11 protein-coding genes and 1 pseudogene are annotated in these 14,228 nt (G+C 61.9%); 9 read left to right on the top strand and 3 right to left on the bottom strand.

What is annotated here, in order from left to right:
- Positions 1-36: 36 nt before the first annotated feature.
- Genes AC0L24_RS13690 through AC0L24_RS13680 form a run of 3 tightly spaced genes read right to left on the bottom strand, consistent with a single transcriptional unit; the run spans position 37 to position 4,374 of the window.
- The gene (locus tag AC0L24_RS13690) at positions 37-1,608 is read right to left on the bottom strand and encodes a hypothetical protein (protein WP_473563817.1); all 1,572 of its coding nucleotides are present in this window, start codon (positions 1,606-1,608) and stop codon (positions 37-39) included.
- Entirely contained in the window at positions 1,605-4,091 is a 2,487-nt protein-coding gene (locus AC0L24_RS13685) for a phospholipase D-like domain-containing protein (RefSeq protein WP_473563816.1), read from the bottom strand. Before AC0L24_RS13685 ends, AC0L24_RS13690 begins: the two co-directional genes overlap by 4 nt.
- The gene (locus AC0L24_RS13680) at positions 4,084-4,374 is read right to left on the bottom strand and encodes a hypothetical protein (RefSeq protein ID WP_473563815.1); all 291 of its coding nucleotides are present in this window, start codon (positions 4,372-4,374) and stop codon (positions 4,084-4,086) included. Before AC0L24_RS13680 ends, AC0L24_RS13685 begins: the two co-directional genes overlap by 8 nt.
- Here AC0L24_RS13680 and AC0L24_RS13675 point away from each other — a divergent pair.
- From AC0L24_RS13675 to AC0L24_RS13635, 9 genes and pseudogenes are all read left to right on the top strand, one after another.
- Positions 4,315-4,943 (top strand): annotated as a pseudogene (locus AC0L24_RS13675) (ATP-binding protein); the annotation flags it as partial. The gene AC0L24_RS13680 and the pseudogene AC0L24_RS13675 sit on opposite strands and share 60 nt — an antisense overlap.
- Before the next feature lie 114 nt (positions 4,944-5,057).
- On the top strand, positions 5,058-5,858 hold the full coding sequence (locus tag AC0L24_RS13670) for a DUF6088 family protein (protein WP_473563814.1): 801 nt from the start codon (positions 5,058-5,060) through the stop codon (positions 5,856-5,858).
- Positions 5,855-6,934: a nucleotidyl transferase AbiEii/AbiGii toxin family protein gene (locus tag AC0L24_RS13665; RefSeq protein ID WP_473563813.1), complete on the top strand. Its 1,080-nt coding sequence runs from the start codon at positions 5,855-5,857 to the stop codon at positions 6,932-6,934. Before AC0L24_RS13670 ends, AC0L24_RS13665 begins: the two co-directional genes overlap by 4 nt.
- A complete protein-coding gene (locus AC0L24_RS13660) occupies positions 6,931-7,788 on the top strand; it encodes a DNA-binding response regulator (protein ID WP_473563812.1) in 858 nt (285 codons plus the stop codon). Before AC0L24_RS13665 ends, AC0L24_RS13660 begins: the two co-directional genes overlap by 4 nt.
- Entirely contained in the window at positions 7,785-8,363 is a 579-nt protein-coding gene (locus tag AC0L24_RS13655) for a hypothetical protein (RefSeq protein WP_473563811.1), read from the top strand. Before AC0L24_RS13660 ends, AC0L24_RS13655 begins: the two co-directional genes overlap by 4 nt.
- A 1-nt stretch (position 8,364) precedes the next feature.
- Positions 8,365-11,766 carry a UvrD-helicase domain-containing protein gene (locus AC0L24_RS13650; protein WP_473563810.1) on the top strand — a complete coding sequence of 1,134 codons (3,402 nt, stop codon included), beginning with the start codon at positions 8,365-8,367 and terminating at the stop codon, positions 11,764-11,766.
- A gap of 82 nt (positions 11,767-11,848) precedes the next feature.
- The gene (locus AC0L24_RS13645; RefSeq protein WP_473563809.1) at positions 11,849-12,604 is read left to right on the top strand and encodes a multiubiquitin domain-containing protein; all 756 of its coding nucleotides are present in this window, start codon (positions 11,849-11,851) and stop codon (positions 12,602-12,604) included.
- Entirely contained in the window at positions 12,579-13,751 is a 1,173-nt protein-coding gene (locus AC0L24_RS13640; protein ID WP_473563808.1) for a ThiF family adenylyltransferase, read from the top strand. The genes AC0L24_RS13645 and AC0L24_RS13640 overlap by 26 nt, the downstream gene beginning before the upstream one ends.
- Positions 13,748-14,188 (top strand): ubiquitination-like system serine protease family protein, encoded by a 441-nt coding sequence (locus AC0L24_RS13635; protein ID WP_473563807.1) that lies wholly within the window; start codon positions 13,748-13,750, stop codon positions 14,186-14,188. Before AC0L24_RS13640 ends, AC0L24_RS13635 begins: the two co-directional genes overlap by 4 nt.
- The last annotated feature ends 40 nt before the right edge of the window (positions 14,189-14,228 follow it).

Here is a 14,228-nt window from a genome sequence, read left to right as displayed (position 1 = left end):
GCAATTTCTTACTTCCTGGACCTGTCGTCCGACCCCCTATAGTTGAAACGCGTCGCCGGTTCTATTAACCAGCCCGCAATCCCCCGCCAGTTCCAGGATCGTAGGCAGCCGGTCTTCTGTGACAGTCGGCTCCCACGGCTTTCTTGCAAGCGAGATCAGTCCGCCTTCTTCAATGGACAGCCTCAACCTTTGATTCTGGCCGTCGAAACGGTTGACCGCCGTGGCAAAATGCTGGCTCAACACCATCGATTCCAGAACGAACTGGATCGCCTGTTTGAGCGAAACATCGCCGAGTGCCGTTAACCGCTTGCGCAGATGAAAGAGGGATAGCCGCGATGCGCCGCCAACTGAAATTTGGGTGCGCTCGTTTTCAGCAAAGTACCCCGCGAATGATGCGCACAGCAACAGCGCATAGAAGCTAATCGCGGCGAATCGCTCGTCCTTGGCTTTGAATGCCTTTTGTATCTCTTCCATAAGGGCGAACGGTGAAAAGAGCCCGTCGGATCGGCCCCGCGCTACGAAGTCATTGACCGAGGAGATCTGCGTATCAAGCTTGCCGATCATCAAGGCAAGAGGGTCGTCCGGATCGAGTCCGGAGGAATGCGTCCGGAACAGCCGTTCGGCTTCACTCGTTAGCCCGGCGGTGTCATGGAGACCGCCAATTATTCGCCTTTCGCACCAGGACAGCAGGCTCTCCAGTGCGAGGCGCTGGAGCTGCCGCACCTGAAGGACGATCCATTTGCGAAGCGCGGGCCGAAGCTCCGCCGGCACCTCATAGGCGTTGCCGTCCGGCCGCCCCGAAAAGAACATCCCACGGCGGATATCTTCGGCTGCGTGTGCTCCCGCGCAATGCGATAGATGAAGCCTGGCAAGGGCGATCGTGCTGCTGCGCTGCCCAAGCAGGTTTGAATAATCGCCGATGCGGCCTTCGTCGAAGACAGCGTCGCGAAATGCGTCGCGTTCCGCATCGGTGGGAGAATTCGCGCCCCAGAGCGTCCATAGCGCCCGCGCATCATCTTCGGTGGCCGTTACCGGCGCGAGCGTATCGAGCAGGCGGGAATAGAGACCGGCATTCGCCCGGAGAACGCCATCGAGCGCTTCGGCGAGGGCCACTCCCTTGCCCGTTGCCCGGAAAAAGCCCCCCTTGAACGGTTCGAGGAAGCCTAGCCCCGTGGCGGTCTTTGAGGCGGGGCCGTACCAGAGAGCGGCGATCAGGCTGGTACTGCTTTGCACCCGGCCCCATGCTTTGAATGTCAACAGCACTGAACCACCGCCCGCAGGGGGTTCAGCTTGCTTTCCGGGGATTCCCGGCGTGTCCTCAAGCCGTGCACCCCAGGTGAAGAGGATTTCGACCCGCTCTCTGAATTCTTGCACTTCCTCGCTATTCGGTTGGTCTTTTCCCGCCTTCTCGCACAGGCCGTGAAACTTCCAGAAAATCCAGCTCAGAAGCGAAAACGGGCGGATGTACGAGGTGACATTGTTCGTTCCAGGTATAAGCGCAGCCATCATGTCGAGATTGGCCTGGCGCAGGCCGAGAAAATCCACGCCGTTGTTCTCGGACGAAGGCGGCGGCAGGAAGAATGCCGACTGGGGTAAGGAAGTGTTCATGGGTGCAGGTTCACCGTGAACCGGTTGCAGTGGATGCACTTGGCAAACCGCAATCGCTGAAACTCTGCCGCCTGCTGAGGCGAGAATGAGAACTGCTGGAAGGCGCATGCCTTCGAGTCTGATCGGCCGGCGGGCCTTACCTTCTTTTGCCAATCGGGGCGGGATAGCGCTTTGTTCAACTCGGCGCCAAGGGGCGAGTTGAAGACCTCCCAATCTGCCGGAACTGCTAGCGCCTTGGAAGCGAGAGCGAGAGCGTCCGCGAGCTGCTGTCTTGTGGTTCGCTGTGCCAGAATGGCCGTAAGCGAGCCAGCTAATACTGCTTGCTCCGACACGCCGCCCAGCAAAAGCGCGGCAAACCCCACATCGACATCGGGTATCAGCGAGCCCAGCGCCTTCGTTCTGTCTACAGTCCCACCGAAATACCGCTCCAGACTGTCATGGAGTTCGGCCGCGATCTTCCCCGCATGGCCCGCCCCGGCAGCCAAACGAAAAAGGATGGCCGCCGCCGTAACGATATGCTGCTGGAGCGATGTCAGACGCGCGGGCTCGGGCTTCGCGAGCCGGCAGGCCTTCAAAAACCAGGAATGAAGGAACTCATGAGCGCCGTCGAGATCGTTGAGGCGGTATACGCGCATCCACATCACGACCTCAAGCTCCATTGCCAACAACCCTCTCACCACGTTGGGCTTGCCCTCGGCGTCCACGATCAAACGCCCAATCTCGCGCTCAAAATCCGTTAGGCCTAGTTTGCGCGCGCGCTCATCTGGCGTAGACCCTTCCTTGCCGCTCGTTTCCGGATCCTCCTCTTCTGCCACAACGGACTCGCCTGAATGCTGCAAAGCCGCCGACTTCGCGCGGCCATGCCCAAGGAGCATGCGGCGCAGCCGGGTCATCGCAACGTCAAACTGGTCAGGAGTGGACGAAATGCCGGAAGGTCGAACAGTGCCTTGAGAACCCTCTGCGCCCGGCGCCAGGTCGGCGAGGTTCACTGTGACGGATTTGCCGGAACCGTCCTGGTGTTCGCCGTCTTCCGAAGCCTTCTGCACCGGACGGTCGAACATACGCAGATAGTGCTCCGCCTGCATGCTCAATTGGTCGAGCAGCGCTTCAAAGTCGTCATCTGTTCCCTCACGACGCATCAGTCGGCTCAGCGAGCCTGCGGTCAAACGCCTCCTGCCCGAAAGAGACAAAAACATCTCGTTGTGAACCCATCCGCGCGCCTCACGCTCGCCCCTGGTCATCACGGCTTGCAGGGCGGGCATTTCGGAGAAAGCTTCGAGCGCCGAAGACCTGACCGAAAAGCTCCCGTCTGCCTCCACTGGAGCATCGAACGAGGTGGCCTCGCCATCCGCCTGTATCAAACGCCCCGTCCAAACGCCTTGCGTCGGTTGCAGGGAGATTATCCGGCCCGTGAGCAATGCAGCGTCATGACGATCAAAGCCGGCATAGACGATCTCATTCTCCTTTAGGCCTGATGGCATTCGCCCTTGCGGCTCGAAGGCAGGCGGGTCGGTGGGATCCCAGGCGAGCGGAATGCTTCCGGGAGGAAGTGCGCGCAAGACCCCAAGCTCTACATTGTCGCTGGTGGTCAGCGCCTTGCGCGTCGCATTGATGCTTCCTGTGAGAAGAAGCCTGACCGTCTCCGTCTGAAACTCGTACCACTTGGCGTGGACGAAGCGTTTGTCTTTGCGGAACGGTCTTACGGGCGATACCGGATGCGGCCACGCAACGGTCTGTGCGAACGGAAAAGGGCTAGCGCCCGCCTTCGTGACCGCGACGCCAGTGTAGGATAATCTCAACCGATCGGCGAGGGTCCGCACCGCAAGTCCGTCGTGGTCGTGATAAGGAGACATGATAACCGCTTCGGTGCAGGCACCGTACGGAGCCAGTAGGCCCGGTAACTGATCGATCACGGGCTCATCGACGGGATGCACGAGCCGCAGCGGGGGAGAGCCACCCTGATCGGTCCCTTGATCCGCCGCAGCTCTGGCGCGGCCGGCAAAGTCTTCAACCCATTCTGAGCTTGCTATTTTGATGTCGGGACGCGAACCGATGGCTTCCAGAAAGTCGGCGAAATCGCGGAAGGCGCTCGCCGCAGAACCCGGCGAAAGGGCCTCGAACACTTCAGCGTTCTTGCCATGTCCGCCGAAGGTCAGATTGCCGCTGCCGACCAGGAGCAGATCGCCCTCATCGCCCGCAAGGTAAATGCATTTTGCATGAAACACCCCGTTCGGCAGGGCGACTGGGATGAGCCGGTACTCCTGCCCGACGCGCATGGAACGGCGCTCCAGCAGTGACGATCGATAGCCTTCCGCGTCAGCGACTAGCCAAATGTCCGAACAGCCTCCACGCAGCAGGGGCCGCAGAATTTCTGACTCAAAATAGCTAAGACTCAGGGTATACGTCGTGAGGAGCGCATGCTTCCAAGGGCGCATTCGCACTATGTCGGAAATAGAAGGCTCGGCTTTGTTCTTGTCATTCATGCTTTTTGCTACGCTTGCTCACCCCGACCCGATTAGAGCTTAGTGGTTCGGATTTCAGCGAATCCAGTATCCGTGCAATCTTATGGACCAGATACTCGACCCATGCATAGGCGAACGTGTAGTCGCCGTGCGCGGCATGATAAATGCAGTAATCCCGGTTGGTACCTCCGGCTTGGCCGTGCCTCTGCGCGGGGACCTGCAGCATCATCATCCGTAGCTTCAGGATGCCGCCACTCAGGAGGCAGGTCAGTTGCGTGTGACCCTTGCCGATCTCAATGGCCATATTCGCACTCGGTCCGACGACGCGGTGGAAGAAGCTTGGCGCGAGGCCAGGGAAAAATTGGAAGTCGCTGAAGAGCGAGTGGGACGCTTCGAAATCGAAAAGGCCGTTCTCGACCGGCTGCGCACAACGCTGGGCGCTGCACGCTCGGCGGTACGCGATCTATATCTTAAGCCGGTCATGTCCGAGCTGCGGCCGCTACTCAGACTGTTATTCGACGACATCTCCATAGTGTTCCATGAGAAAACACTGTTGCCGCAGACCGTTCGTCGCAATGGTCAGGACGAGGATGTCGAGAGGTTGAGTGGCGGCATGCGAGAACAGCTTTCGGTTCTGACCCGGCTGGCCTTCGCCCGTCTGCTCGCCCGCAACGGGCGCCCCACACCGGTCATCCTGGATGACGCGTTGGTCTATTCCGATGACGATCGCATTGAGCGCATGTTCGACGCTTTGCATCGTCAATGCGCGATCAGCAGATTCTCGTATTCTCCTGCCGCCAACGCCCGTTCGCAAAACTCGGCGGAAACATTTTGCAGATGAGCGACTGGCAACCGAGTCCTAAGTGGAGATGAGATGACCCTGTCCGAAATTTGTATATATCTTTCGGACACGCTGCTTGTTGATCGTCCGAAAAACCTCTACAATTTTCGGACATGAGCAGCGACTCACCCGATCTGAAGACAGCCATGCTTGACCGCATCCGTGCCGACGCGCCGCGCAAGGTGTGGACGCCGAGTGATTTCGTGGATCTCGCATCGCGGGACGCCATCGATAAGGCGTTGCAGCGGTTGACGAAGGCGCAAACCCTCAGGCGAATCGATCGAGGACTCTACGATCAGTCTGGCTTCAACAAGCTCACCCAAAAAACCAACCCGCCCGATCCGCGCTCGGTCATCGACGCGGTTGGTCGACGCGACCAAACCCGGATGCTTGTCGATGGCATGACCGCAGCAAACGATCTGGGCCTGACCGACGCGGTCCCCGCAAAAATCGTGGTGCACACAGACGCCCGCCGTCGTGCGATCAAGCTCGGTAACGTCACGATCACCTTCCGTCCGACCGCGGCAAGCAAGCTGTTCTGGGCCGGGCGACCGGCGATGCGCGTCGTCCAGGCGCTTCACTGGCTCCGCGATCTCCTGGTCCGTGAAGGAGAGAGTGATCACGTCAAGCGCAAGCTCGCCAAACTCTTCGAGGATCCCGTTGCGGGCCCGCCGCTGAAAGCTGACATAATTGCGGGAATGACGGCGCTGCCAACCTGGATGTGGGTGTTTCTCAAGCCGCTTGTCGAAAACGACGCTGGCGTTGGTCGTTGGCATGTCGGTGATGATGATCATGCTGGTGCCGATGCTGATCATGATCGTCAGCGACAACGAACGAGGGACGGCGACGACGATCACGCAGCCATCGGCCGACGGAAGCCGAAACCGCACTCTGCCGACAAGACACGAACCGCCAAGCGCGGCGCAACCCGGACCGCGAAGACATGAATGCGGCTTTCGACGAGGTCCTCGCGGCAGGGTCAGACACGATGTTAAGCGCCTTCGATACGACGGCGCTGCGCCTCGGCACGGCATCCCAGAATATCGAAAAGGACTTCTGGGTCTGCTGGACGCTGGATGCCTTGTTCAATGGACTGAAAGATGGGGGACCCCGCCTCCTTTTCAAGGGCGGAACCTCCTTGTCCAAAGGCTTCGGTCTGATCAAACGCTTCTCAGAGGATATCGACGTCACGGTGTTTCGGGACGACATTGGCGAACCGGCGACCATCGAGGAGCTTGACGCTCTGAGCGGTACGAAACGCAAGGCGCGCCTCGATGCGATCAAGGACGCCTGCCAAGCCTACATCAACGGCCCGCTGCGCGCTGAGTTGACTCTGATCCTCCAAGAAAGGCTCAAGGCCGCCGGCTTCGATACCGGGGCGGGACGGGTGGACGCCGACGATGCCGATCCCGGTGGGCAGACGCTGCTGATCTGGTATCCAGCGGCAACGCCGCGATCGGATTATGTGCGAGCGGCGATCAAGATCGAGTCTGGCGCGAAATCCGCGCTCGACCCCAATAGCGAAGTGCCGATCAAACCCTATGTCGATGATGATCTGCCGGCGCTCGACCTGACCGTGCCGGCCGTGCGAACGGTCGACCCTGAGCGAACCTTCTGGGATAAGATCGTCATCCTCCATGGGTTGCGGCGCTGGTTCGACAAGCGAGGAGAGCTGCGTGGGGGCGGCCAGCGCGTGTCTCGACACTACTATGATCTGCACCAACTCGCCGCGACGCCGGTGGGCGACGCCGCCATCGCTAACAGCGCGCTCGGCGCGGACTGCGTCGCGCATGCCCGGATGTTCTTCGATCGACCGGACTTCGATCTAGCGAGCGCCGTGCCTGGCTCGTTCGCGCTTGCACCGCATGACGCCATGATCGAACAGTTGCGCATCGATTACAGAGCCATGAAGGGGATGATCTTCGGCGATCCTCCGGGATTTGAGGCGGTGCTCGACAGCATCCGCTCGCTCGAGACGCGTCTGAACAAGAGGCGCGATATGGAAAGCGAGGCGGCGCGATGAACCAGTTTGAGGGAGCTGCCGGTGCAGGGCAAGGGGCAGACGCGCAGCGCACCCGCCAAGCAACAGTAACACCGCTGCGCAAGCGACGCCTCAGCGGCGAACTCTACAAGCGCGACCAGAGGGTAGAAGCGCTCATCGCCGAACTGGCGGCCCTCTCGCTTGACGAGTTGATCGCCAGGGCTGCAATAAGGAAGCGCTCCGACCCAGCCTACGTCCCCAGCGAATGTCTCGTCTATTTCATCCGCTCGACCCGCCAAGACAACAACGAGATGTGGTTTGAGCGGCTCTATCGGATCCTGACTGAACGGGTAATGCGTAGTTTGTCCAGAGCGGAAAGCCCTGATGGCAAGACGGAATCTTTGACGCGCGGGGTCGTGCGCGACAAGGTGTTCGGCCGCTTCGTCGAGCTGCTGTCGGCGGATCGCGCCGCCTATGTCGACAAGGTCGACTACTTCGAGGTGCGTTTCGACGGCGCGCTGGCTAGCCTGCGGCGCGATGCCCAGGAACAGGCCTGGCGCGACGAGAACCGTTCCCGACCACTGGAATACGACCAAGAAAGCGGTGAGCTGTCACCGGAAGTCGAGGCGGCTGCCGGGGTTCACGACCCGTTCGCCTTGTCGGATTTGGACGATCCGGCTTACCGGTTAGGCCTGGATGCCGCGATTGCGGCTCTACCCATAGAACAAAGCAGGATCATTCATATGCTGAGACAGGGCTTCCCCATCGATTCAAAGGAGCCGGACGTCATGACCATCGCCAAGGCCCTGGGCCGCTCGGAAAAGACCGTCCGAACCTATCGCGACAAAGCCTTCGCTGCCCTGCGGGCCGCCATGGCCGATGGAGAAGAGCGGTGAGCCCCGCAGGAGAACGTCCAACCCGCGAGTCTGTGCTCGACGCGTTCGCGGTCGAGAGCGAGCCTGGCCGGTCAACCTTGGAGCGGTATTTGCGGCTTTATCCGGAATATGCCCAAGAGCTCGTTGACCTGTCGCGCGAGCTTAGCCGCGAAGTCTACGACGATGACGCGCCGCTGACCGCTGCCGATCAGGCCCTCCTCGACGCTGCCTGGTCGCAGCACGCGGCGGCCATGCCGGCGCCGATGACGGACCCCTTCGCGGCTCTTACGGTCGCCGATTGGCGTGCCGTCGCCCTGCGTCTTGACGTGCCCCGGCAGGTCGTGACCGCGCTGCGCGAGCGACGGATCTCCTTCATCAGTATCCCGCGACGGTTTCTCGGCAGGCTTGCCCAGGAGGTGAGCAGTTCGGTCACACAGTTGGAGTTGTCCTGGGGCCTCGCGCAGCTGGCGGCCGGGCGCAGCTACAAGGCCGACGACAAGCCCGCGATCGGCGGGCAGGTCACTTTCGAGCAGGTGCTGATCGACGCAGGCGTCCCGGCAGAGAAGCGCGCCCGGTTGTTGGCAGAGGCGGATTGACATGGACAGCGTGGAGCTCGCCAGGCAAGTCGCCGCCGAGCTTCATGCTCGCCTGGTTGCTTCCGGCGCCGATCCCTGGTCGCCCTATGACTTTGCTGTCGCCGAAGCCAGGCGACGGGGGATTGATGTCGAACCGACGGCCGCTGGGGCAGCCGTCCTCAATGGCGGCCGTGCGACCTTCGTCACCGACGACGATCTGATCCTTCACGAGAATGTCGGCTCGCGGTTCGAGCAAGCCTTCCTGGTCGCCCACGAGATTGGTCATGCCGAACTCGGCGACGATCCTGAGGGCGAGCCAGTCCCGGCGATTGATCCCAGCCGCGCCGCAGAGCCGTCGCCCGTTGGAATGGATCGGGTTGTCGACTATGGCCGCAGGCAACGCCGTGAGGTCCAGATGGACCTGTTTGCACGCGAGCTGCTGCTCCCGCGGACCCTGGTCCGCACACTTCATATTGACGAAGGGCTCTCCGCGTCCGCCATTGCCGCGAAGCTCGGCGCGCCATTCGAGATGGTCGCGCAACAGCTGTTCGACGCCTTGCTGCTGCCGCCAGTGCCACCTGTGACGGCGGCGACGCATATCGAGCGGCCGCTGAATTCGCTGCAAGCCTCGGCGGCGGCTCATCGCGGGGAGGCGTATCTGCTTGAGGCGGGCCCTGGCACTGGCAAGACGCAGACGTTGATCGCTCGCGTCGAAGGCCTTCTGGAGGAGGGTGTCGATCCGCGGCGCCTTTTGCTTCTGACCTTCTCCAACAAGGCGGCGGGAGAGATGGCGGAGCGGATCGCCCGCAAGCGACCCGAGGCTGCCGCCGCGATGTGGATCGGCACGTTCCACGCATTCGGTCTCGATATCATCCGTCGTTTCCATGCAGAACTCGGCCTGCCGAATGATCCGCGGATGATGGATCGGACCGAGGCGGCCGAGCTCCTCGAGGAGGAGTTCCCGCGCCTGAGGCTTGCTCATTACCGCAATCTCTACGATCCGACCCAGATCATCGCCGACATGTTGGCCGCCGTTTCCCGGGCAAAAGACGAGGTGGTCGAAGCCGAAGCCTACGCCGCACTCGCCGGCGCAATGCTTGCGAAAGCCGGGGACTCCGATACGCGCGACGTCGCTGAACGCGCCGGCGAGGTAGCCCGCGTCTACGCCGCCTATGAACAGCTCAAGCGCAACGCACATTGCATCGACTTCGGCGACCTTGTCGCATTGCCGGTGCAACTGCTCGAGAAGGACGTCGCCATCTGTGCAACACTACAAGCTCAATATGACCATGTCCTGGTGGATGAGTATCAGGACGTGAACCGCAGCAGCGTGCGGTTGCTGCATGCGTTGCGCCCAGATGGCCGCAATCTCTGGATGGTCGGTGACGCCAAGCAGTCGATCTACCGGTTTCGCGGCGCCTCGTCCTTCAACATGGCACGGTTCGGCAAAGAGGACTTCGCTAACGGCAAGCGCGGCCGATTGAAGTGCAACTATCGTTCGGTGCCAGAAATTGTCGAAAGCTTCTCCAGCTTCGCTACCACCATGTGCGCCGGAGATGCGGACAGCGGCCTTGAAGCGCATCGCGACGGCAAAGGTCAAAAGCCCGAACTGCGGACTGTGCAGCGGGCCGATCAGCAGCAAGTTGCTCTTGCAGACGCGATCGAGCAGCTTCGCGGTGAGGGCTTTGCCTACCGTGACCAGGCGGTCCTATGCACCGGCAATGAGAAGCTGTCGACGATCGGGCAGGATCTCGAACGGCTTGGTGTTCCCGTCTTGTTTCTGGGCAGCCTGTTCGAGCGGGCCGAGGTCAAGGATCTCCTGGCCTTGCTGTCCATTCTCGTCGATCGGCGCGCCATGGGCTTGCTGCGTATCGCGTGCTGGCCCGACTTCACAACTTCCTTCTCTGACGTGGCGGCGATCTTTGAGCACCTGCGGGCAGCCGACCACGCGCCGGGCGCCTGGCTCCAGCAGGTGGATGCGATCCCCGGCCTAAGCGACGCCGGCCGTCAGGCACTCTCCAGGCTTGCGATTGCGCTCGACGGCTTCGACCAGACAGCCTCGCCCTGGACCGTGCTCGCGACGCTATTGCTCGATCGTACCCGCATGGTCGCGCGCCTTGGCGCATCCGCAGAGCTCGCCGACCGTACGCGCGGCATCGCGATCTGGCAGTTTCTCAACTTCATGCGCGTCCAGCCGGCCAGCCGCGGCCTGCCGATCACGCGTGTGCTCGACCGGGTGCGCAGGCTTGTCCGTCTCGGCGACGATCGCGACCTGCGTCAGCTTCCGGCAGCCGCCCAGCATCTCGACGCCGTGCGGCTGATGACCATCCACGGTGCCAAGGGCCTGGAGTTCGGCGGTGTCCATATTCCGGGGCTCAACAGCGACACCATCCCGCGCACACCGCCTGCGCCGCCCTGTCCGGCCCCCGACGGCATGATCGCGGGGGCCGCAGGCAACGCGTTGGAGGCGTTCCGCGCGGGCCAGACCGAGGAGCAGGAGTGCCTGTTCTATGTGGCGCAATCGCGCGCCCGCGATCGCCTGATCCTTTATGCACCGACCGAGAAGAGCAACGGCTACAATCGTGCGCTGTCGCCCTTCCTCGACCGTCTCGGAGCCACCCTGACGCGCGGCTCGGTCGTGCCGGCGCGACCGCTTCCTATGGCGGCGGAAGCGCAGGGCATCGATTTGATCGTCGAGGGACGGCTGCAGTTCGGAGCTCCGCAAATCGCTTTGTATGAATCCTGCCCGCGCCGCTTTTTCTACACTCATGTCCTGCACGTCGGTGGGCGCCGAACCACTACGGCCTTTATGCACTTGCACGAGGCGGTTCGCTCGGTAGTCAAGGCGGTTATCGCGTCGGACCTGCCTGTGACCGAGCAGGAACTCACTGATCAGACCGATGCAGCGCTTGCCGGTGAGGGACTGGGGGAGCATGGCTACCGCGCTGAATTCCGCGATCTCGCATTGGCGATGCTGCGTTTCTTTCTGTCGGGCCGCGCAGGAGCGATTGCTGAGGCGCCTGTGGCGGTCAGTATCAACCTCGGCGGCGAAGAGATCCTCGTCGAGCCGGACGAGGTGCTGATGCGGCCTGACGGTATCCGCGCCGTGCGTCGCGTCCGCACGGGTCACATGCGATCGGCCGAGAGCAAGGATGTCGGCGCCGCGGCGCTGATCCTGGCGGTCAATCAGGCCTATCCCGGCGCTGTTGCCGAGCTCGTCCATCTCTCCGACGGCGAGGCATCCGAGCTTTCCCTTTCAGACCGCGAGTTGAAGGGACGCACGGACAAGCTTTCAAAGTTTCTTGGCGACATCCGCGCTGGACGGTTCCCGGCCGAAATCTCATCGCGCACCTGTCCGAACTGCCCGGCTTTCTTCATCTGCGGACCGACACCCGACGGACCCTTGCAAAAAAAGTTTGCCTGACCTTACCGGTCGGCGAAACTCAATCCGATTGGTCGCTTAGAGCCGTGGCCCCGCCCCGGCCCCAACCTGAGGACCAATCGCAATGAACACTGAAGAACTTCTCGACTACGACGACGTCGGTGACGCCCTGCGCGAAGGGCGGTCTCTGCGTCCGGCGCGGGGATATCGCTTCCTCCTCGCCCAGGGCGATCTCAACTTCCTGTCCCGTCAGGTGAGCGATCCCGTGCCGCTTGGCCGTCAGCTGCTCGAGGCCGGCGCCCTGGACGCTCAGGACGGCTACAGCCTCTTCGCTATCCTGCCCTCGGGCGACTTCGAGGATGTGCTGCTGAACGAACCCTTCGATCTGCGCGAGCACGGCGCCGAGCGGTTCGTTGCCTTCCTGACGGATCGCGACTTCAAGCTGACCTTGAACGACGACGAGCTGCGCTGGGGCAAGCCCGTTATCAGCGGCGCGGTGCTCTATAGTCTGGCCAAACCTGGCGAGGGCGAAGGCGTTTTCCTCGAAGTTCCCGGCGGCGAAGATCGCCAGATCGAACATGGGGAGCTGATCGATCTGGCCGAACCCGGCATCGAGCGCTTCATCACCGCGCCGAAGCGGCCGCCAACGTTCGAGATCATCGTCAATTCGCGGCCGCGCACGGTGAACGACGACACGGTCACGTTCGAGCAGATCGTCCATCTCGCCTTTCCGGGCCAGCACGAGCCCAACGTTGTGTTCTCGATGACCTACCGCCACGCGGCATCAACGCCGCACGCCGGTGAGCTCGGGGCTGGCGGCTCTGTCGATGTCAAGAAAAAGGGGACCGTGTTCAATGTCACACGCACTGTTCAGTCTTAACCCAGACCTCAAGCGGCTGAGGGACGAAGGCTACTTCGTCCAGCAGCGCGGTGGATATCTTGTCATGCGCGAGGTGCCCTATGTCGATGCACGGCGGCAGCTGCGCATTGGCACCCTGATCTCCAGCCTCACACTCGCCGGGGACCGGACGCGCAAGCCCGACACCCATGTTGCCCACTGGGATGGCGACTTCCCGTGTCACGCCGACGGGTCGCCCATCCAGGCCATCGCGCACCAAACCGGCGCCTTCGATCTCGGACATGGCCTGAAGGCGACGCATGCCTTCTCAAGCAAACCGGCCGAGGGCTACGCCGACTATCACCACAAGATGACCAGCTACGCCAACATCATCGCCGGTCCGGCCGGGGTGCTGAACCCCGGCATGACGGCTCGCACCATCCGTGAGCCTGAAGCAGAGGAAGACAGCGTCTTCAACTATGTCGAGACCGCCTCTGACCGTGCCGGGATCGGCGCCTTGGCCGAGCGGCTGGCCAGCGACCGGGTTGCCATCATTGGCGTCGGCGGCACTGGCGGCTACATCCTGGATTTCGTCGCCAAGACGCCGGTTCGCGAGATCCGCCTCTTCGACAGCGACGAGTTCTTGACCCACAACGCGTTTCGGGCACCGGGCGCTCCGAGCCTGGACGAACTGCGACAAGCGCCAAAGAAAGTCGAATATCTGAAGGATATCTATAGCCGGATGCATCGCAATATCGTGGCGCATGACGTGGCGCTCGGGCCGGATAACCTGCACCTTCTCGACGGCGTTACCTTCGCGTTCCTGTCGCTCGATGCCAGCGATGCGAAGCGGCTGATCGTCGAGAAGCTCGAGGCGACCGGCGCTGCGTTCATCGATGTCGGCATGGGCCTTGAGCTCGACGAAGGATCACTGGGCGGCATCCTGCGGGTGACCGCCAGCACGCCTCAGAAACGGGATCATGTGCCTCAGCGCATTTCATTCGCCGGTGGGGGCGAGGAAGACATCTATGCGTCCAACATTCAGGTTGCAGATCTCAACGCCTTCAATGCTGTCCTTGCCGTGGTGAAGTGGAAGAAAATCCGCGGCTTCTACCGAGACCTCGAGCGCGAGCATCACTGCACTTACACCACCGACGGCAACATGCTGATCAATGGGGACCTCACGTGATACGCCACAAGCGACTCGAGCATCGTTTCGTCGACCACATTCCCGAGCGCCTTGGGACAGGCGTGCTGTACGTGTCGATCGAATATGCGACATCGGCCCACAGCTGCTGCTGCGGTTGCGGCGAGGAAGTTGTCACGCCGTTCACGCCCACGGACTGGAAGATGACGTTCGACGGTGAGACCATTTCGCTTTATCCGTCGATCGGCAACTGGACGTTGCCGTGCCGGTCGCACTATGTGATCGACCGCGGCAAGGTGGTCGAAGCCGGCCCCTGGAGCGACGAGCAAGTGGACGCCGAGCGTCGGCGTGATCGCGCCGCCAAAGCTCGTTTCTACGGGCAACCGCCCATGGCCGAACCTCCCGCTCAACCCGTTCCGCCCAAGGTGGCACCAGGCTTCTGGCAGCGCCTTTGGAACCGGATATCCAGTCGATTCTAACGATAAACTTGTGGATTACATTCCATCAGCGCATCTCGCC

This window comes from Mesorhizobium sp. WSM4809, assembly GCF_055811655.1.
This window is presented reverse-complemented; position numbering and strand designations above follow the sequence as displayed.

Bases quoted from the DNA above. Each gene is read 5' to 3' on its own strand.
- AC0L24_RS13690 (WP_473563817.1), bottom strand. From the start codon at position 1,608: ATGAACACTTCCTTACCCCAGTCGGCATTCTTCCTGCCGCCGCCTTCG.
- AC0L24_RS13685 (WP_473563816.1), bottom strand. From the start codon at position 4,091: ATGAATGACAAGAACAAAGCCGAGCCTTCTATTTCCGACATAGTGCGA.
- AC0L24_RS13680 (WP_473563815.1), bottom strand. From the start codon at position 4,374: ATGGCCATTGAGATCGGCAAGGGTCACACGCAACTGACCTGCCTCCTG.
- AC0L24_RS13670 (WP_473563814.1), top strand. From the start codon at position 5,058: ATGCTTGACCGCATCCGTGCCGACGCGCCGCGCAAGGTGTGGACGCCG.
- AC0L24_RS13665 (WP_473563813.1), top strand. From the start codon at position 5,855: ATGAATGCGGCTTTCGACGAGGTCCTCGCGGCAGGGTCAGACACGATG.
- AC0L24_RS13660 (WP_473563812.1), top strand. From the start codon at position 6,931: ATGAACCAGTTTGAGGGAGCTGCCGGTGCAGGGCAAGGGGCAGACGCG.
- AC0L24_RS13650 (WP_473563810.1), top strand. From the start codon at position 8,365: ATGGACAGCGTGGAGCTCGCCAGGCAAGTCGCCGCCGAGCTTCATGCT.
- AC0L24_RS13645 (WP_473563809.1), top strand. From the start codon at position 11,849: ATGAACACTGAAGAACTTCTCGACTACGACGACGTCGGTGACGCCCTG.
- AC0L24_RS13640 (WP_473563808.1), top strand. From the start codon at position 12,579: ATGTCACACGCACTGTTCAGTCTTAACCCAGACCTCAAGCGGCTGAGG.